The sequence below is a fragment of the Mesorhizobium kamtschaticum genome (assembly GCF_056174585.1).
In genome coordinates, this window is record NZ_CM149691.1 from 6,459,229 (window position 1) to 6,477,794 (window position 18,566).

Genomic DNA, 18,566 nt, shown 5'->3' on the forward strand with positions numbered 1-18,566 from the left:
GCCCTCCCATGAACTTTGGCAGCAAGGCCGCAAGCGCCCAGTAGCGGTACCGCTTCTCAGGCACAGTGCGATGCCGCCATTGGCCCCTTGAAGGGTCAAGTCGGACACGCGTAACATCGCGTCATCAGAACTGAGTCTGCTTCATTCGTCCGGGCTAATGTCCGGATTGGACTGGATATTTTCCTTGGCAATGGATGCAACCAGCGGCGCGGCGAAGCGCGGCAAATCGTTTGCCCATGTGGCGGAAGCCTCCTGGGGCAAGGGCCTCGGCACCTTGCTGCGCATCGTGCGCATGACGCTGCGCCATCCCTGGCAGGTCGCCATCACCCTCGTCTCGACCTTCATCGCCGCAACGCTGCAGCTTTTCATTCCACGCCTGCTGGGACGCGCCATCGACCAGGCGCAAGGCGTGATGGCCGCGGGCGCCGGCACCGCTGCCGAGCAGGCGCTGTGGAACACGGCGCTGACGCTGCTCGTCGTCAGCATCCTGCGCGGCCTCTTCACCATGGCGCAGAACTACTATGGCGAAGCCGTCGGCCACCGGACCGGCTATGAGCTGCGGCTCGCTTTCTACGAAAAGATCCAGCGCCTGAGCTTTTCCTACCACGACAAGGTCCATACCGGCGATCTCATCACGCTCGGGCTGCTCGATCTCGACGGCGTGCGCATGTTCTTTTCCACCGGCATCCTGCGCGTGGTGCTGCTCGGCGTGCTGATTGGCGTCGGCGCCTATCTCTTGATCAGCACCGATCTGGTGCTCGGCCTGCTCAGCCTGAGCTTCGTGCCATTCGTCGCCTGGCGATCCTCGGTGACCCAGCTCAAACTGCGCAGCACCTGGCTGACGCTGCAGGAGCGGCTGTCGGTGCTGAGCCGGGTGATGGACGAGAATCTCGGCGGCATCCGTGTCGTGCGCGCCTTCGCGGCGCAGCGCCATGAGCTCAAAAAATTCGACCGTGCCAAGCAGGATGCGCTGGAGCTGGCCAATGAGCGTGTCGACATCCGCGTCTCCAACACCAGCGCCATGAACTTTTCCTTCCTGGCCGCCATGGGCCTGGTGCTGTGGTTCGGCGGCCAGAAGGTGATAGCGGGCCAGATCAGCGTCGGCACGCTGGCGCAGTTCCTCACCTTCATGACCATCCTGCAGATGCCGGTGCGCCAGCTCGGCCTGATGGTCAACTCGTTCGCGCGCGCCTCGACCTGCGGCACGCGGCTGTTCGAACTGCTCGACACCGAACTCGACATCAAGGATGCACCCGATGCCAGGGATCTCGTCATCACCGCGGGCGTGCTGCGCTTCGACAATGTCGGCTTCCGCTATGAGGGCGCTGGCGACCGCCCGACGCTGTCCGGCATCTCCTTCGAGGCGAGGCCCGGCGAGACGATCGGCATTGTCGGCCCGCCGGGAAGCGGCAAGTCGACCATCGCGCATCTAATCCCGCGCTTCTACGACGTGACGTCAGGCGCGATCACAATCGACGGCCAGGACATTCGCAAGGTCACCCTGCAATCGCTGCGCAAGGTGGTCGGCGTCGTGCAACAGGACGCCTTCCTGTTCACCACCTCGATCGAGAACAACATCGCCTATGGCAACCCTTGGGCGCGCGAGACCCGCATCGGCCAGGCCGCCGAATATGCCCAGTTGCACAACTACATTATCGGCCTTCCGGCGGGCTACACCACGGTCGTCGGCGAGCGCGGCGCATCGCTTTCCGGCGGCCAGCGGCAGCGCCTGACCATCGCCCGCAGCCTGATGCTGCGGCCTTCTGTTCTGGTCTTCGACGATTCCACCGCGGCCATCGACGCCGGCACGGAGCAGCGTATCCGCGCGGCGATGAAGCGCTTCGCCAGGGATCGCGTGACGCTGATCATCTCGCACCGGCTGAGTTCGCTGATGCATGCCGACCAGATCCTGTTCGTCGAAGGCGGCCGCATCGTCGAACGCGGCACGCATGAGGAGTTGCTGGCGTTCGGCGGACGCTATCGCGCGCTTTACGACCTGCAGCTGCGGCCGGACGACGACCGGCTCGAGGGAGCCGCATGATGTCGACGCAGGACGACGACGAGAAGGACGACAAAAGCGGGCGGCCGACCAAGGCGGTTGTCGGCTCGCATCGCGACGAGGAAGAGGTTTTCGGCAAGGCCTATGATCCGCGCATCATCAGGCGCATCTGGAGCTTCGTCAGCCCCTATCAGGGCCGGATCTTCATCTCGGTCGCCGCGGTGCTGGTGTTCACGCTGACGCAGCTGGCGATCCCGCTGGTCATCCGCTACGCCATCGACCACGGCATGGCTCCGGGCAAGCTCGACCGTTCGGTGATGATCTCCGCGATCGTCGCTTTCACCGTGATCATCCTGATCAACTATGCCGCCAGCCATGTGCAGGAAAGCGTCGTCGGCAAGGTGGCCGAGAATGTGCTGTCCGATCTGCGCCGCGCCATGTTCAGCCATCTGCAGCGTGTGTCGCTGAGCTTCATGGACAAGACCGAGGTCGGCCGGCTGATGTCGCGCCTGCAAGGCGACGTCAATTCGATGCAGGAATTCCTCGAGACCTCGGTGATGTCGGTGGGCGACATCGTGCTGCTGTTCGGCATCGTCACCGTCCTGCTCTGGCTCGATTTTCGGCTCGGACTCTTGACGCTGTCGACCATGCCGGTGCTGTTCATCGTGCGTCTGTTCTGGCTGCCGCGCGCCAAGGTCGCCTTCATGGCCGCGCACGAGACCAACTCCATCGCCAATGGTGCGCTGGCCGAAGGCATCCACGGCGTGCGCACTGTGCAGAGCCTGGAACGCCAGCATGTCAATTTCGACCTCTATGACGAGAAGGTGCTGGCCAATCTCAACGCCCATCTGCGCTCGGCGAGATACGCGCAGGTGATGGTGCCGATCGTCGACACGCTGACCGGCATCGCCATGGCGACGGTCATCGTTGTCGGCGGTTCGATGGTGCTGTCGCACAGCCTCGATGTCGGCGTCATGGTGGCGTTCCTGTTCTACATCCAGCGCTTCTTCGACCCGATCCGCTCGCTCACCATGCAGTACAGCGTCATGCAGCGCGCCATGGCTTCGGGCCAGCGCATCTCCGAAGTGCTCGACGTGCCAGTGGATGTCAGCGACAAGGACAATGCGGTGGCGCTGTCGCGCGACATGGACGGCTCGGTCGAATTCAGGAACGTCACCTTCGGCTACCGGCAGAACCAGCCGGTGCTGAAGAACATCTCCTTCCGCGTCAATCCGGGCGAGACGGTCGCGCTCGTCGGCCCGACCGGATCGGGTAAATCGAGTTCCATGGCGCTGGTGCACCGCTTCTATGATGTCTGGTCGGGAGAAGTCCTGGTCGGCGGGCATGACGTGCGCGACCTGACGCAGGATTCACTCGGCGATCAGGTGGCCATGGTGCTGCAGGAGCCGTTCCTGTTCTCCGGCACGGTGCTGGAAAACATCCGCTACCACAAGACCGGCGCCAGCCGCGAGGAAGTGGTGCGCGCGGCACAAGCCGTCGGTGCGCACGACTTCATCGAGGATCTGCCCGATGGCTACGACACCGAACTCGAGCAACGCGGCGGCAACCTCTCGCTCGGCCAGCGCCAGCTGATCAGTTTTGCACGGGCGCTGGTGGCCGACGCCAAGATCCTGGTGCTCGACGAGGCCACGGCCAGTATCGATTCCTACACCGAGATGCTGATCCAGAAGGCGCTGATCAAACTGCTGGAGGGCCGCACCGGTCTGGTCATCGCCCATCGGCTCGCCACCATCCGCGGCGCCGACCGCATCATCGTGCTGCAGAATGGCGAGATCGTCGAAAGCGGCAACCACGAACAGCTGATGCAGAGGAAGGGCCTCTACGCCCGCCTCTACAACATGAACTACGCTTCCTTCGACGACATTTCGCAGGAAGAGATGGGAATGGACGCGGCGGTCGGCAAAGCGACGTGAGGGGTGCTTCGTGCGCCTCACTCGGCTGCCTTAACAATTCATGCATCGACCTAGGCGCTTTTTAGTCTCACCGCCAAGTAGCATTGTGGCGACAACGCAACACGTGGTGTTAATCGGTTGTCTCTTAATCTCAACCCCGAGTGCCTATGCTATCTTGTTGGCAACAGGGGATATCAAATGAAACGCATTCTGCTCACCTCAGGCTTTTTGCTCGCGATTGCCGGCAACGGCTTTGCAGCAGATGCGGTTGTCCCGGAAGTGGTGCCCGCCGGTTTCGTATGGACCGGCGGTTATGTCGGCTTACAGGCTGGCTACGGCTGGGGTAAGTCCGACTCGACATACGACAATGGAGACAACACCTCACCCAAGGTTGATGGTTTCATCGGCGGTGTCTACGTCGGCTATAACTACCAGATGTCCAACAATGTGGTTGTCGGTCTGGACGCTGATCTCGCTTATAGCGACATGAAGGGCGGAGCCGGTTACTTCACAAGCGCCGGGGTCCCGTTTGGTTCAGAGTTTCAGAGCGATGTCGACTTGAAATGGTCTGGTGCAGTGCGCGGCAGGCTTGGCTATGCGGTCGACCGATTTCTTCCCTACATTGCAGGTGGTGTGGCGATTGGAAGTATCGAGTACAAAGGCTTGGATAATGGTGCCGTATTCGACAATGGCGGTACCAGTACCCATGTCGGCTGGACGTTGGGTGTAGGTACAGAATACGCATTCACCGACAACTGGGTCGGGCGGGTGGAATATCGCTACACCGATTTTGGCAGCAAGAGCTTGTCATCATCCGGGATAGATGTAGATTTGCACAGCCACGACATCCGCCTCGGCATGGCATACAAATTCTGAGCCTCTTTCCAAGCGCTGCTTCTCACCGATATTCAACCTGATCTTGCGCTAGCTTTGTGGGCTACCCCGGCCGGAGCTGCAATTGGTGCCGCGCTGCGGTCGGCAGAGCGACGCGACCCGTGCCGGCAGAGTTAGGACCGGACAGGCGCTTTCCCCCACGCCTTCTATTTGCGAATTCCCCTGACGTGACCGCTGACCTGCACGCCATCCTCGGCGCGCAGGTACAGAAATCCGGGAATGGAGATCAGCGGGATGATCGCGGTCAGCAGGAACACCTGGTGAAAGCGCTCCGGCGTCAGCACGTGGGTCTCCCCTGCAATCAGACCCAGCAGCATGGCGGCGATTGAAACGCCGAGCGAAACGCTGAGCTGCTGCAGCACGCCGCCGAGGCTGGTGGCGCGGCTGAGCTTGTCCGCCGGCAGGTCGGCGTAGGACAGGGTGTTGGAGGTCATGAACTGCGCCGAGCGGACGATGCCGAACAGGAAGACATAGACACCGATCATCCAATGCGGCGTATCGGGGCCCATCAGGGCGAAACCGGCCACGGCGGCGGAGCCGACGATGGCGCTGCCAATCAGCACGACACTGAAGCCAAAGCGCCGCAGCAGCGGCGACAGCAGCGGCCGCATCAGCAAGGCGCCGAAGCTGCCGACGAATGTCAGCGAGCCTGACGTGACCGGGCTCATGCCGAAGCCGAGTTGCAGCATCAGCGGCAGCAGGAACGGCACGCCATTGAGGCCGACACGGCACAGGCCGCCGGCAAGCGTGCCTACCCAGAAGGAGCGAAAGCGAAACAGCGTCAGGTCGACGGCCGGCGCCACGACGCGGCGCGCGTAGCGTCCGAAGGCGAGCAGCAGCAGAGCGGAAGCGGCCAACACCAGCACCGTCGCGGAAACGGGAATGATCGGCGGGCCGATGCTTTCCAGTCCGAATTGCAGCAATGCGACGCCGAACCCTACCATCAGGAATCCGGCGAAGTCGAAGCGCTGCACCGCGTCCTCATGGAAATCGTCGACGAAGCGCAGTGCCGCCAGAATGCCAATGCAGCCAAACAGCACGTTGACGTAGAATATCCAGCGCCACGACGCATAGGTGGTGAGCAGGCCGCCGAGCAGCGGCCCGATGACCGGCCCCATGATGGCCGGCAAGGTCATGTAGGTCATGGCGGTGATCAGTCCGCTGCGCGGAAAGCTGCGCAGCAGAATCAGCCGCCCGACCGGCGTCATCATGGCGCCGCCCAGCCCCTGCAGCGCGCGCATGGCCAGCAGCATGCCGAAACTGTTGGCCACGCCGCACAGCGCCGAGCCAAGGGTGAAAGTGAACAGCGCCAGCGCGAACACCCTGCGCGCGCCGAACCTGTCGGCGAACCAGCCGCTGACGGGAATGAACACGGCAAGCGTCAGAATGTAGGTGGTGATCGCCAGATTGAGCCGGACCGGCGTCGTGTCGAGGCTTTGCGCGATGGCCGGGATCGCTGTGGTAATGATGGTGGAATCCAGCTGCTCCATCAGAAAGGCGATGGCGACGATGATCGGGATGATCAGCCTCAGCCGCGGATCACGCTCGGTGGCAAATTGAGGCTGTTCCAATGCTCCGGCCAATTCCGTCATGCGAGCGGCTTATAGTCTCTAGCCAAAGTGGCGCATCCCCGTCCAAAGGCAAGATTGCCCCATGTGCCAGCCAGCCGGAGCCTGATCGCACGGCCGTCTTATGGTCCGACAAATAGGTTGGGGGTAGTCATTTCGACCCTGCCGGAAGTCAACAAATCTTGACCGGCGCCGTGAATTGACGGGGCACCAGCCAGACCAGAGACGCCATCCGATATCGCCCAAGGACGCCGCACAGTACAGCGAGCGTCCGTCCCGGTTTCGTGAAGGAACGTGTCCGGCAAGGGACGGCTTTCCTCCCCATATCTCTGGAACGGAAAGGAGATATTCCCATGAAAAAGCAACTCGTATTCGTCAGCTCCATCCTGCTGACCTTGGCCACGAGCGCGATCCCGTTTGCCACTGTCGCCGATGCGGCCGTCGTCAGGCACCACTTTGTCCAACTCACCGCTGCACATGGCGGCCATACGAACGGTGGACATGGAGGCCATGGCGGCTGGGTAGGCGGCGGTTGGACCGCCGAGAATTCGGCCACCGACAATGGCCGGATGGACAGCTACTACAATGGCTACGGCAGTTACCATGGCTACGTCGGCGACTTCTGCGGAACCATCGCCTGGACGCTCGATCTGTGCGGTCCCCACGGCCCCTGATTGCTGACCGCACCGCACGACGCTCCGTCCCGATTTCGTGAAGGAACATGTGCAGTGAGGAGGCCGTTTTTCTCCCATGCGCAAGTATCGCAAAACAAACAGGAGTAACGCCCATGAAAAGGCAATTGGTGTTCGCAAGCTCCGTCGTGCTGGCGTTGGCGGCAGGCATGACTTCATTTGCCACCACAGCCGACGCCGCGTTCGTCAGGCACAACAGTGGCGGCCATGCCCATTTCAGCGGCGGCCATTTCGGCGGCGGCAATAGATACGCCTTTCACCGCGGATACGGACACGGTCGCCATTGGGCCGGCGGCGGCTGGCAAGGCGGCTATTATGGCGGCTACTATGATTATTGCGGACCGGTCCAGCTGGCGCTCGGGCTCTGTGTCCCATACCGGCCCTATTATTATGGCCCGTTCGGAATCCTCTGATCTCTATCCGGCCATGGCGCCCGCTCAGGTGCCATGGCTACGCCATTTCGGGACGTCTTGACGCCTCGCGGATCGCCTTGTGCACGCCGCGCTGCAAATCCATGAAGGCCGGGGTTTCCATCACCTCTTCCCGGCGCGGGCGCTCGATGTCGACGTTGAAGGTCTGCATGATGCGCCCCGGACCGATCCCCATGACGACGATGCGGTCCGAGAGATAGACCGCCTCCTCCACATCATGCGTGACGAACAGCACGGTCAGCCTGTGCTCTTCCCAGATCTGGGTCAGCAGTTCCTGCATCTGGTGCCGGGTCAAGGCATCGAGCGCGCCGAACGGCTCGTCCATCAGCAGCATCTTGGGCCGATAGGACAGCGCGCGCGCAATGGCGACGCGCTGCTTCATGCCGCCCGACAGTTCGGACGGATAGCGGTCGGCGCTCTGCGACAGCTTGACGAGGTCGAGATGCTCGAGCGCGATCTCACGGCAGGCCGTGCGATCGTAGCCGGCGGCCTTGAGGGCAAACTCGATGTTCTGCCGCGCCGTCAGCCAGGGCAGCAGCGTGTAGGACTGGAAGACGACGCCACGGTCGAGACCAGGCTGCAGGATCGGCGCGCCATCGATGCTGAGATCGCCGGCGTCGAAGTCCTGCAGTCCGGCGACGATCGACAAGAGCGTGCTCTTGCCGCAGCCCGAAGTACCGACGAGCGAGACGAACTCATTGTCGGCAAGATCGAGGTTGATGTCGCGCAGCACTTCCGTGCGCCGCTCGCCGGTGCCGAAGCTCTTGTCGAGACCGGCGATGCGCAATTTGGGAACGGTCATCGGCGGTTCCTCATTGCGAGTGGCCATCCTGCCGGAACAGCACCTTTTCCAGCGCCTTCATGACCTGATCCGTGATGAGACCGAGCACGCCCAGCAGAAGGATGTAGCCGATGATGGTGTTGGTCTGGAAATAGCGCTGCGACACGGTGATGCGATAGCCGAGCCCGGATGTCGCCGCGACAAGCTCGGCCAGAACCAGCCAGGTCCACGCCCAGCCGAGGCTGATGCGCAGCGTATCCCAGATGCCCGGCAAGGCGCTGGGCACGACGATGCGCGTCAGGATCTTGCGATCCGGCAGGCCGAGCGTGCGGCCAAGGCCGATGAAATCGGCGGGAACCCGTTTCACATTGTCCATGATCATCAGCACCTGCTGGAAGAAGGTGCCGATAAAGATGATCAGGAATTTCTGCGTGTCGCCGGTGCCGGCCCACAGGATGGAAAGCGGCACGAAAGCGACGACCGGCATGTAGCGGATGAAATCCACCAGCGGCTCGATGGCCGCTTCCCAGGAGCGGAAACTGCCGATCAGCACGCCGATCGGGATCGACAGCGCCGAGGCGATGAGGAAGCCGATGGAAATGCGATACGCCGAGGCCGTGAGGTCCACCCACAGCGTGCCGTCCGTCGCGAGCTTGGCGATCTGGGTCGCGACGCTGCCGGGCGACGGCAGGAAGATCGGCTTCACCCATTCGAGCCCGGTCGCCGCCCACCAGGCAAGGCCAAGCCCGACAAAGACAGCCACCGCGATCATCAGGAAACGCGACCTGGCGATGGGCACGCCGATCCCGGAGGATCGGCGGCGCCTGGCCTGTTTTGCGGCCGCCTTTGGCGCGGGGCGCGCCAAGCCGGTTTTCGCGGGGGGCTCTGCGGACATCTGCGTTACCACCGCGATCCGGGCTTTGTCATTCCGCTGCCTTGACGAAGGCCGGGTCGATCATCTGCTCCGGCGTCACGTCGGCCTGCAGCAGCTTGGCGTTCTTGGCGGCGGCCTCGACATCAGCGAAGGTCTTGGTGGTGAAATCGCCGGTCAGCGCCGTCTTGTTTTCGGCCAGCGAATAGTAGCGCACGCCGTCGAAAGCGGTGTTGAGATCCTTGACGTCGGAACCGACCGCCTTGGCGATGATGGCGCGGCCGCCGGGTGTGTCGGCATTGTAGTCCTTGAGTGCGGCGTCCCAGCTCTTGATCATGGCCAACACCTGGCCGGGCCGCGACTTGATCACCTCGTCGCGCACCACCAGCACGTCGCTGATCAGGCCGGGGTCCTCGCCGGCGGTGAACAGCAGCTTGACGTCCTTGTTCTGCGCCATGGCGACGGTGAGGTATGGTTCGTAGGTGACCGCGACCGGCACCTGACCCGCGATCAGCGCGCCACCGGCGTCGGACGCCGGCATCGGAACGGCTTTCACATCGTCGATCGACATGCCGTTCTTGGCGAGCGCGTATTTGAGCAGGATGTCGCTCGTCGTGCCTTCCTCGAAGGCGACCTGCTTGCCCTTGAGGTCCTTGATGGAGGTGACGTCCTTGCCGGCGATGATGGCGTCGGCCGTCATCGAAACATCGAGCAGCAGCACGATCTTCACCGGCAGGCCGGCGGCGACCATGCCCATCGCCGTGTGGGTGGCGATGTTGGCGGCGTCGAGCTGGCCGCTGGCGAGCGCGGCGTTGATGTCCTTGTCCTCGGCGAAATTGACGATCTGGACGTCCGACAGGCCATTTGCCTTGAACAGGCCCTTGGCGTCGGCGACGTGCCACTGGCCGTAGCCAAGCCATGGCTCGATGCCGATCTTGAACGATCCGGCCTCGGGCGCCGTGGGAATGGCCGCGTCGGCTGCGTGGGCCGCTGGCGCGGCGGCGAGCCCGATGGCGGCGGCCATCATGAGCGCGCGAAATTGTCCTGCTAGGTTACGCATCATCTAGTTCCCCTTGATGATCAGACCGCTTTTTTACCCAGGCATCCGGTCTGGTGAGACTGTGGGGTTCTGCTCTCGCGGCACCTTTGCCTCGGCGTCTTGCCCACCACTTCATGGTGAAGTGCAGGGATATTTCAGCGTCAGCGGGAGCGGATGTCAAGGCTAAAATACATACATGCATATACAAGTTGGCGTGACTCAATTTTCGACCTTGATCAGGCGTATCCACCCACCCTTCCGCGATACCAGTTCATGGTCTTTCCGGATCGATCCGGTCGAGGAAATCGCTCACCCGATCGGCCCCGTTATCGGGTTCGCTGCCGACCATGACCGCGACCGAAAAAGCGATGAGGGAGGAAACCGGCGTGTGGCGGCGCGCGCCGGCGCGCAGGTTCATGACCAGCGTTGGCGACAGGAAGAGGCCTGAGCGCAGAACCGCCCGCCAGTCAGCCGGCAGCATGCCGCGCCGTTTAAGCTCCAGCAGCAGGGGTCGCCACAAAGCTGTCGCCTTGACCTCCAGCAGGTCGCGACGGACCGGGCTCAGGTCCCAGTCCGTGTCGACATGGAGCAGGTCTCCGTCCAGCCGCGCCTGGGCGCGAAACGCTTCCGTCGCGATGGCCGGATCGTAGAGCCAGAACGGATGGGCGAAGATGTTGTGGAAGGTCGCCTTCACCTCCGCCAGCAGCGTCGGGATATGCGAGCCGGCGAAGGCGGGATCGAAGAAGGAGAGTTCCGCCCTCCCCGCTTTCTCGGTGTACCAGACGTTGGCGTTGTGGGCGTCGCCATGCGCGACCACGCCGCCGGCATCGGCAAGCCGGTCCGGCCGCAGGCACGCGGCTGCGGCATCGAAAAGCTCGCCGATGCTGTTGATGTAAAGCCGGCCATTGATGACGAATTTCAGCCGGGAAAACGTATCCCAGTCGAGTTCCACGCCGGGAAAGACAAACGGCTTGCCGATATAGAAATCGGCCAGTCTTCCGCCCGGAAACGAGCGTGTCTCGGCGTCGATCAGCCGCTCGTAGAACAACCGGTGGATCGGCTCCGCCGAGACCTCCGCGACGGTCACCGGATGCAGCGTCTCGAGATAGACTTCAAGCAGCCTGGCGGACAGGTCACGCTCGGCAAGAACCGCCTCGCGCCGCTTGCCGGCATCGTCCTCAGTATCCAGCGCGAACAGCACATCCGAAAATCTCGGATCCGTGCGGCGGCGATAGACAAGTATCTGTTCGCCGGGCTGGGCCGACATATGGACGGGCTGATCGACCGGCAGGCCGGCACGCGACAGGATCTCGGCCCGGTAGTATTCGCCCGTCATGCCCTCTTCGCGTTCCTCCTGATGGAACTTGAAGAAGTAGGGCTGGCCGTCGCTGTCGAAGAAGCCGTTCAACGAATTGAGGCTGTATTTGTCGACATTGATGCGGACATTGCTGGGGCTCATTGCGAACAGGTCGCCCAGCAATGCCGCCAGCGCGCGCTGCGCCTCGGCGACATCGTGCTGCGCCAAAGCGCGGATTCGCGCCGTGCGGCTTGGGGTCGTCATCGATCGCCCCTTCCGGCCAGGCCGTCCACCGAGCGCGAGATCATCATCAGTACATGTACATACATCTATGGAAAAGCCTCTGCGAGCTGCCTTCGCCCTGTTGCCGTCAGTTGGTCTTGGAGGGGGAATAGCGACTGCCGAGCGAGTAGCGGCTGCCGACATAAGTCAGCTTGCTGATCGTGGCGACGATCGCGCCCGTCCATGTGCGGCGGTGCAGAAACAGACAGCAGCTGCCGACATCGATGTTGAGATGCCGCGCCGTCTCGGCATCGGCCGGGATCGCGGAGATGATGTGCTCGACCTCGGTCACCGGGGTCTTCTGCATGAGGTAGTCGTAGGTCGCCGTTTTCGAAAAATCCTGCTTGTCGTAGTCGGGGATCAGGCTCGGATTGACGAAGCGCTCTTCCAGTTGCACCGGCAAATCGTTCTCGAAATTGACGACGACGGAGTGATAGATCGAAACGCGCTTTGGAAACTCGAACGACAGCGCGAGTTCCTTCGTCGGCGTGATGGTTTCAAGCACGAGCACTTCGGAGCGATGCCTGTTGCCGCGCTCGACGATCTCGGCTGCGATGTTGTTGATCTCGATCAGCGTCGATTGCGGCCGGGGTGGCGCGATGAATGTGCCCACACCTTGCAGTCGAATCAGGAATCCCGCCGCGGTCAGTTCCCGCAGGGCCCGGTGGACCGTCATTCGCGAGACGCCAAGCGAAACCACCAGCTCGTTCTCGGACGGCAGCTTGCGATCCTTGCCCCACCGGCCCGATCCGATGTTGGTCAGGATGTAGTCCTTCACCTTCTCGTAAAGGGGGCTCGCCGTATCGGGCAAATCGATCATTTCAAAATCCTTTCCGGCAATCTATCGGAAATCACGCCGGCTCAACAGGTTGCCGCATGCGGATGATTGTTTTCAAGCCATCGCTCTCCCCCGCCAACAACCGCTCATAGGCTGCCGGTATCTCGTCCAGGCTGATCTCGCGATCGATCAGGGCGAGCAGCGGGTCGCTCAACTCACTCAACATCCGCACGGCGTCGGGCAGTTCGTCGGCGAAGGCATGGCATCCCAGCAACGCGATCTCGCGTTCGACCAGGAGATTGGGATCGATGTCGAGGCGGCCTTGGAAGATGCCGACCATCGCCACCGCACCGCCGGAATCGAGAACGCCGAGCAATTGCGTGAATGCGGCGATGCTGCCGGTCGCCTCGACGGCGGCCAGCAATGGCGCATTGCCGGTCGCGGCGGCAATGGCATCGCGGTCGAGGTCGACAATTGTTGCGCCGGTCACCCGCGCCACGCGGGCGCAGCGCGCCTGGTTGCGGTCGGCGACAAGCACGGTGCCGGCGAAGCTTCGCGACAGCAGCAGCGCGGCAAGACCGCCGATCGGCCCGCAGCCTACGACAAGCACGGAGCCTGCCGTCTTCGGCAGACGCCGCACCGCGTGCAGTGCAACACTGAGCGGCTCGGCCATCGCCGCGACCCGCTCGTCAAGCGCCGGATCGACGACATGCAGCAGACGCGCGGGCAGCACCGCCTGTTGGGCAAATCCGCCGTCGCAGACTTCGCCGACGAAGCCCAGCGAGGCGCAGAGGTGGCGCCTGCCGGCACGGCATTGCGCGCACTCCCCGCACCAGAAGCGGGAATCGGCAACCACCCTGTCGCCGACAGCAACGGTGTCGACGCCCTCGCCGAGCGCGATCACCGTGCCGGTCAGTTCATGGCCGGCCGTCGAAGGCGACCGGCTGATCCATTGGCCAGTGCGGAAATTGTGCAGGTCCGAACCGCAAATGCCGGCGGCATCGACCCTGAGCTTCACCCAGCCCGCATCCGGCGCGCCCGGCGAAGCTATATCCTCCACCCGCAGATCGCCGGGTCCATAAAGCCGCGCCGCCTTCATCGCGATCGTCTCCCCTCAATCGGCGAGGTAGCGGTCGCGGATCTCCGAGACCGCGTTCTCATGCGAGCTGAAACCCTCATAGCGGGCGAGCCTGCGGGCATGCATCGCCAGTTCCGGATAGGCGGCCGAGGTGACATAGCCGACCGACGAGCGCTTGACGAAATCCGTCACCGAGAGCGGCCCATAGGTCCGCGCCCAGCGGCTGGTCGGCAGCACGGCATTCGGTCCAAGGACGAAGTTGGCAAGGGTCACCGGCGTGTGCGGCCCCATCAGGATTTCGGCCGCCTCGGTGATGTGCCCGAGATGCGCGAACGGCTCCTTCGACAGGATTTCCAGATGTTCGGGTGCATAGTCGTTGATGAAGCGGTAGCTGTCTTCCAGCGACGCCGTCAGCACGATGCCGCCGCGCTTGCCGGTCAGCACCGCGCGCGAGAACTCGACGCGCTGCTCGGTCATCCGCGACCAGTGCTCGGGAAGTGCCGCCAGCGCTGCTTCGGCGACCTTGCGGCTGTGCGTCACCAGATAGGCCGAGGAATCCGGCCCGTGCTCGGCCTCGATCAAAAGATCGAGCGCGGCAAGGCCGCCGTCGACACTGTCATCGGCAAAGATGATGGCTTCCGACGGACCGGCCGGAAGACCGGTGTTGATGATCGACGACAGCACGCTCTTGGCCGCAACAACCCACGGGCTGCCCGGACCGACGATTTTCAGCGCAGACTTCACCGTCTCGGTGCCGTAGGCGACGGCGGCGACGGCCTGGGCGCCGCCGCATTTGTAGACGGTGTGCACGCCGGCGAGGCGGGCGGCGACGAGCGTTGCCGCATCCACCGAACCGTCCGCTGTCGGCGGCGTCACGATGGCAATCTGGGGCACACCGGCAATGACAGCCGGAACCGAGGTCATCATCGTCACCGACGGAAAGGCGCCCTTGCCGCGCGGCACGTAAAGCGCGACGGAGGCGATCGGCGTGTACCGGTCGCCGGCATAGGCACCCGGCCGGACTTCCTTGAGCCACATGGCTTCCGGCTTCTGCTCCTCATGGAAACGCCGGATGTTGTCGATGCCGAAGCCGATGCTCTCCACGACATCCTTTTCGACCTTGTCGAAGGCCGCGTCGAATTCGGCTTCCGACACCTTCAGTCCGCCCTCAGTCACATTGGCCTTGTCGAGTTCCCTGGCGAAGCGGATCAAAGCGGCGTCACCCTCGTCCTTGACGGCCTGGATGATCGGCCGGACCTTTTCGACGAAGACCGACAGATCGCTCTCGGCGCGTTTCAGCAGGCTGGCCCGCTGGGTGGCATCAAGCGATGACAGATCGTGGAAGCTGATGTCGGACATGGATATTCCTCTTTGTTGGAACGCAACGTGCCGACCGGTCACATTGCGGAAGACTTTGATCTCGAACCTGTGGCGCGCTGTTTCAAATCGACGCCAGGAAACCGCCATCCACCGGAATGGACTGGCCGGTTATGTAGGCGGCCGCATCCGAGGCAAGGAACACGGCGACGCCGTGCAGATCTCGCAGATCGCCGAAACGGTGCTGCGGGATCTTGGCCAGCATCGACTGCTGCCATGCCTCATTGCTGTAGAACACATCCGTCATCGCCGTCCTGAAATAGCCCGGAGCGATGGCGTTGACCCTGATGCCGAGATCGGCCCACTCCGCCGCCAGCGCCCGCGTCATGCCGAGCAGGCCTGACTTCGAAGAGCCATAGGGCACTGCGGTCGGAATGCCGACTTCTGAAGTCAGCGAGCAGAGATTGATGATCGTGCCGGGCCGGCCGGCGTCGCGCATCTGCCGCGCCGCGGCCTGGGCGCAGAAGAATGCGCCTTTGAGATTGGTGTCGATGATCCGGTCCCACAGTGCCTCGTCGACATCGAGCGAGGGCCGGACCTCTTCCATCCCGGCATTGTTGACGAGGATATCGAGACCGCCAAGCAGGCTCGCGGCCTCGGCGGTGGCGGCCCGGCAGCGATCGACATCGGTGACGTCGAGCGCAATGGCATGCGCCACCCCGCCGGCCGCACGGATGGCGGCTGTCGTCTCCTCGAGGGAGGCCAGGCTGCGTGCGGTGACCGCGACGTCGGCGCCGGCAGCGCTCAGCGCCTCGGCGATGCTGCGGCCGATGCCACGGCTGGCGCCGGTGACAAGCGCCTTCCTGCCGGCGAGATCGAACAGAGAAGCATTGCGCATGTGATCCTTCCTTGCCGGTGTCGGGTTCCGCTTCAATGCCGACACTATCAGATCAGGTTACATATACAAGCATATACAAATCGTTTCGGGTACGCTACTCCGAACAAAATTCGCCGCACCAGCGCGCCTGTCGGTGACCTGGCTTGCTCCGGGACGATGCCGCGAAACCCGGTGTTTGAGAACCCGGCCGGAGACGAAAGTCGCTTGGCCAACCGCAGAGGAGCCCGTTCGTGTCGAAAGCTTCAGACATGGTCCGAACCGAAGTCACACGCCTGTCGCCTTACAATTCCGGGCTGACCATCGCCGAGGTCATGCAGCGATACGCGCCAGTCAGGATCGCCAAGCTGGGTTCGAATGAAAACCCGCTTGGCCCGAGCCCGACGCTCGCCACGATGATGCAGGGCGGCGCCGAGATGTTCCGGCTCTATCCGGATCCGGCCGGGCGCGCGCTGCGCCAGGCCATCGCCGCCAGATATGAAGTCGGCGAGGATCAGGTCATCCTCGGCAATGGCTCGGAGGATCTTCTTTCCGTCATCAGCCGCGCCGTGCTGCGGCCCGGCGACGCTGTCGTCACCCTCTATCCGTCGTTCCCACTGCACGAAGACTATGCCACGCTGATGGGCGCGCGTGTCAAACGTGTAGCCGTCAACGACGATCTCACCATCAACGTCGACGCCCTGATCGAGGCGGTGCGCGAACGGCCCCGCATGCTGCTGTTCTCGAACCCGATGAACCCGGTCGGCAGCTGGCTGTCGAGCAGTGATCTGTCGCGGGTGCTGGATGCAGTCGGCGACGAGACGCTGATCGTCGTCGATGAGGCCTATGCCGAATATGCCGAGGGCGACGACTATGCCTCGTCCCTCCCCGACCTCGGCAAACGCGACCGGTCCTGGATCGTGCTGCGGACATTTTCCAAGGCGTTCGGGCTTGCCGGATTGCGCATCGGCTTCGGCATCGTCGGTGACCCGGAATTGCGGGCGCTGCTCGACAGGGTGCGCACGCCGTTCAACGCCAATGGCGTTGCACAGGCCGCCGCGCTGGCGGCGCTCGCCGATGAGGAACACCTCGCCAGGGTCGTCGCGCTGGCCAAGGCGGAGAGAACACGTGTCGAGAGCTTTCTCAGGAGCAGGGGCCTCGAAGTCGCCGCTTCTCGAGGCAATTTTCTGTTCTTCAACTGCCGGCAAAACGCCAGCGCATTCGTCGAAGGCCTGCTTCGCGAAGGCGTCATCGTCAAACCCTGGAAGCAGGAGGGCTTCGACAGCTATGTGCGTGTCAGCATCGGCTCGCCATCGGAGAACGACCACTTCATGGCTGCGCTGACCCAACTGTTGTGATTTCCCGAAAGCATACAGAATTGCCTTGCACACACCGGGCACGATATCCGAGGGTCTGCCAATTCCGTGGGGTCCCCCCTCGCAGTCACCTTGTCGTAAGAGCCTGCCCTATGCTTGAAAGCAGCCCACCTCGGAGCCTCTACCGCGAAACGGCCGGCGGCACCGCCAACTACCCTGCCCTTGCCGGCGCGCAGCGGGCAAGGGTCGCCATTGTCGGCGGTGGCTTCACGGGCCTTTCGACCGCCCTGCATCTGGCGGAAGCCGGCGACGACGTTGCCGTGATCGAGGCCCAGCAGCCGGGCTGGGGCGCGTCGGGCAGGAATGGCGGCCAGGTCAATCCCGGCCTCAAATACGATCCCGACACGATCGAGGCGATGTTCGGCCCTGAGCTTGGGCAGCGGATGATCGATTTCTCCTATGGCGCGCCGGATTTCACCTTCGGCCTCATCCGGCGCCTGTCGATCGCCTGCGAGGCGCGGCAGAACGGCACCATATGCGCGGCCATTCGACCGAAACCGGAAGCCGCTGTACGGGCCACGGCCGCGCAATGCGAACGGCGGGGGATGCCGGTCCGCATGCTGGACGCGCAGGCGATGGCAGTGCGAACCGGAACCGATCGCTACATATCCGGCATGTTCGACGCCCGCGGCGGCGACCTCCACCCCTTGAAATACACAATTGGCCTGGCAGCCGCGGCCAAGAGCGCCGGCGCGCGGATATTCGGCGGCAGCGAAGTCCTCTCGCTGACGAGAGAGGCCGGACGATGGCTCCTCAAAACCGCCAACGGCTCTGTCAGCGCCGAGAAGGTTCTTATCGCGACCAACGGCTACACCGGAACCCTGTGGCCGGGCCTGGAGCAATCGCTGGTTCCGGTGTTCAGCGCGATCGCGGCGACCGAACCGCTTGCGCCGGCGGTCGCGGCCGCAATCCTCCCCGAAAGGCCGGTAGTCTACGAAGCCGGCAACATCACCGTGTACTACCGCATAGACGCCGAGAGGCGCCTTCTCATGGGCGGCCGGGGACCGATGAAACCCATCGGTGATGCCTCCGCCATCCGCTACCTCACCGACTATGCGCTGCGGCTCTGGCCAGCGCTTGCGGGAATACGCTGGACACATGGCTGGAACGGCCGGGTTGCGATCACCAAGGACCATCTTCTGCACATTCACGAGCCGGAAGACGGCGTGCTGATCTGCCTTGGCTACAATGGCCGTGGCGTCGCCATGGCCTCGGCGATGGGCGCTGCCTTGGCGCAACGCCTGCGCGGCGACGAGACGTCGCCCTTTCCCATGCCGATATCGCCGCTCAAGCCGATCCGGTTTCACCGCTTCTGGCCGGTCGGGGTGAAGGCAGCGATCCTTTCCGGACGACTGAAGGACCGCTTCGGTTTCTGA

General features: G+C 63.3%; 16 protein-coding genes. 7 read left to right on the forward strand and 9 right to left on the reverse strand.

Annotated elements, in window-relative coordinates; all coding sequences use genetic code 11:
- The first annotated feature begins 190 nt into the window (after positions 1-190).
- The 3 genes from AC0V7N_RS32065 to AC0V7N_RS32075 all read left to right on the forward strand — a co-directional run bounded on the left by AC0V7N_RS32065 (position 191) and on the right by AC0V7N_RS32075 (position 4,788).
- Entirely contained in the window at positions 191-2,041 is a 1,851-nt protein-coding gene (locus tag AC0V7N_RS32065) for an ABC transporter ATP-binding protein (RefSeq protein ID WP_475460587.1), read from the forward strand.
- Positions 2,041-3,933 (forward strand): ABC transporter ATP-binding protein, encoded by a 1,893-nt coding sequence (locus tag AC0V7N_RS32070; RefSeq protein WP_475452249.1) that lies wholly within the window; start codon positions 2,041-2,043, stop codon positions 3,931-3,933. Before AC0V7N_RS32065 ends, AC0V7N_RS32070 begins: the two co-directional genes overlap by 1 nt.
- A gap of 177 nt (positions 3,934-4,110) precedes the next feature.
- Entirely contained in the window at positions 4,111-4,788 is a 678-nt protein-coding gene (locus tag AC0V7N_RS32075) for an outer membrane protein (protein ID WP_475452250.1), read from the forward strand.
- Positions 4,789-4,952: 164 nt separating this feature from the next.
- Here the strand turns inward: AC0V7N_RS32075 and AC0V7N_RS32080 are convergent, their stop codons facing one another.
- Positions 4,953-6,398: a DHA2 family efflux MFS transporter permease subunit gene (locus AC0V7N_RS32080; protein ID WP_475452251.1), complete on the reverse strand. Its 1,446-nt coding sequence runs from the start codon at positions 6,396-6,398 to the stop codon at positions 4,953-4,955.
- 329 nt (positions 6,399-6,727) lie between these two features.
- Here AC0V7N_RS32080 and AC0V7N_RS32085 point away from each other — a divergent pair, with 329 nt between their 5' ends.
- Complete coding sequence (locus tag AC0V7N_RS32085; protein ID WP_475452252.1) at positions 6,728-7,048, forward strand: hypothetical protein; 321 nt, start codon at positions 6,728-6,730, stop codon at positions 7,046-7,048.
- Positions 7,049-7,161: 113 nt separating this feature from the next.
- Positions 7,162-7,479 (forward strand): hypothetical protein, encoded by a 318-nt coding sequence (locus AC0V7N_RS32090; RefSeq protein WP_475452253.1) that lies wholly within the window; start codon positions 7,162-7,164, stop codon positions 7,477-7,479.
- Positions 7,480-7,516: 37 nt separating this feature from the next.
- On the opposite strand, the gene AC0V7N_RS32095 is transcribed toward AC0V7N_RS32090, so the two are convergent.
- From AC0V7N_RS32095 to AC0V7N_RS32130, 8 genes are all read right to left on the reverse strand, one after another.
- On the reverse strand, positions 7,517-8,299 hold the full coding sequence (locus AC0V7N_RS32095; protein WP_027045736.1) for an ABC transporter ATP-binding protein: 783 nt from the start codon (positions 8,297-8,299) through the stop codon (positions 7,517-7,519).
- Between the two features lie 10 nt (positions 8,300-8,309).
- Positions 8,310-9,173 carry an ABC transporter permease gene (locus AC0V7N_RS32100; protein ID WP_475452254.1) on the reverse strand — a complete coding sequence of 288 codons (864 nt, stop codon included), beginning with the start codon at positions 9,171-9,173 and terminating at the stop codon, positions 8,310-8,312.
- Between the two features lie 28 nt (positions 9,174-9,201).
- Positions 9,202-10,209 (reverse strand): ABC transporter substrate-binding protein, encoded by a 1,008-nt coding sequence (locus AC0V7N_RS32105; protein WP_475460589.1) that lies wholly within the window; start codon positions 10,207-10,209, stop codon positions 9,202-9,204.
- A 250-nt stretch (positions 10,210-10,459) separates the two neighbouring features.
- Positions 10,460-11,749 (reverse strand): hypothetical protein, encoded by a 1,290-nt coding sequence (locus tag AC0V7N_RS32110; RefSeq protein ID WP_475452255.1) that lies wholly within the window; start codon positions 11,747-11,749, stop codon positions 10,460-10,462.
- A 106-nt stretch (positions 11,750-11,855) separates the two neighbouring features.
- Entirely contained in the window at positions 11,856-12,587 is a 732-nt protein-coding gene (gene hutC, locus AC0V7N_RS32115) for a histidine utilization transcriptional repressor HutC (RefSeq protein WP_475452256.1), read from the reverse strand.
- Between the two features lie 31 nt (positions 12,588-12,618).
- Positions 12,619-13,644, reverse strand: a complete 1,026-nt coding sequence (locus AC0V7N_RS32120; protein WP_475452257.1) for a zinc-dependent alcohol dehydrogenase — start codon at positions 13,642-13,644, stop codon at positions 12,619-12,621.
- Positions 13,645-13,659: 15 nt separating this feature from the next.
- Positions 13,660-14,982, reverse strand: coding sequence for a histidinol dehydrogenase (gene hisD, locus AC0V7N_RS32125; RefSeq protein ID WP_496627511.1), 1,323 nt, complete (start codon positions 14,980-14,982; stop codon positions 13,660-13,662).
- 82 nt (positions 14,983-15,064) lie between these two features.
- Positions 15,065-15,838: an SDR family NAD(P)-dependent oxidoreductase gene (locus AC0V7N_RS32130; RefSeq protein WP_475452258.1), complete on the reverse strand. Its 774-nt coding sequence runs from the start codon at positions 15,836-15,838 to the stop codon at positions 15,065-15,067.
- 230 nt (positions 15,839-16,068) lie between these two features.
- Here AC0V7N_RS32130 and AC0V7N_RS32135 point away from each other — a divergent pair, with 230 nt between their 5' ends.
- Both AC0V7N_RS32135 and AC0V7N_RS32140 read left to right on the forward strand, forming a co-directional pair.
- Positions 16,069-17,172, forward strand: coding sequence for a histidinol-phosphate transaminase (locus AC0V7N_RS32135; RefSeq protein ID WP_475452259.1), 1,104 nt, complete (start codon positions 16,069-16,071; stop codon positions 17,170-17,172).
- Between the two features lie 110 nt (positions 17,173-17,282).
- A complete protein-coding gene (locus tag AC0V7N_RS32140) occupies positions 17,283-18,566 on the forward strand; it encodes an NAD(P)/FAD-dependent oxidoreductase (RefSeq protein WP_475452260.1) in 1,284 nt (427 codons plus the stop codon).

What these genes read in the sequence shown, in the direction of transcription:
- AC0V7N_RS32105 (WP_475460589.1), bottom strand. Translation starts at nt 10,209, where the DNA reads ATGCGTAACCTAGCAGGACAATTTCGCGCGCTCATGATGGCCGCCGCC.
- AC0V7N_RS32100 (WP_475452254.1), bottom strand. Translation starts at nt 9,173, where the DNA reads ATGTCCGCAGAGCCCCCCGCGAAAACCGGCTTGGCGCGCCCCGCGCCA.
- AC0V7N_RS32130 (WP_475452258.1), bottom strand. Translation starts at nt 15,838, where the DNA reads ATGCGCAATGCTTCTCTGTTCGATCTCGCCGGCAGGAAGGCGCTTGTC.
- hutC (WP_475452256.1), bottom strand. Translation starts at nt 12,587, where the DNA reads ATGATCGATTTGCCCGATACGGCGAGCCCCCTTTACGAGAAGGTGAAG.
- AC0V7N_RS32070 (WP_475452249.1), top strand. Translation starts at nt 2,041, where the DNA reads ATGTCGACGCAGGACGACGACGAGAAGGACGACAAAAGCGGGCGGCCG.
- AC0V7N_RS32075 (WP_475452250.1), top strand. Translation starts at nt 4,111, where the DNA reads ATGAAACGCATTCTGCTCACCTCAGGCTTTTTGCTCGCGATTGCCGGC.
- AC0V7N_RS32090 (WP_475452253.1), top strand. Translation starts at nt 7,162, where the DNA reads ATGAAAAGGCAATTGGTGTTCGCAAGCTCCGTCGTGCTGGCGTTGGCG.
- AC0V7N_RS32120 (WP_475452257.1), bottom strand. Translation starts at nt 13,644, where the DNA reads ATGAAGGCGGCGCGGCTTTATGGACCCGGCGATCTGCGGGTGGAGGAT.
- AC0V7N_RS32085 (WP_475452252.1), top strand. Translation starts at nt 6,728, where the DNA reads ATGAAAAAGCAACTCGTATTCGTCAGCTCCATCCTGCTGACCTTGGCC.
- AC0V7N_RS32080 (WP_475452251.1), bottom strand. Translation starts at nt 6,398, where the DNA reads ATGACGGAATTGGCCGGAGCATTGGAACAGCCTCAATTTGCCACCGAG.
- AC0V7N_RS32140 (WP_475452260.1), top strand. Translation starts at nt 17,283, where the DNA reads ATGCTTGAAAGCAGCCCACCTCGGAGCCTCTACCGCGAAACGGCCGGC.
- hisD (WP_496627511.1), bottom strand. Translation starts at nt 14,982, where the DNA reads ATGTCCGACATCAGCTTCCACGATCTGTCATCGCTTGATGCCACCCAG.
- AC0V7N_RS32065 (WP_475460587.1), top strand. Translation starts at nt 191, where the DNA reads ATGGATGCAACCAGCGGCGCGGCGAAGCGCGGCAAATCGTTTGCCCAT.
- AC0V7N_RS32095 (WP_027045736.1), bottom strand. Translation starts at nt 8,299, where the DNA reads ATGACCGTTCCCAAATTGCGCATCGCCGGTCTCGACAAGAGCTTCGGC.
- AC0V7N_RS32110 (WP_475452255.1), bottom strand. Translation starts at nt 11,749, where the DNA reads ATGACGACCCCAAGCCGCACGGCGCGAATCCGCGCTTTGGCGCAGCAC.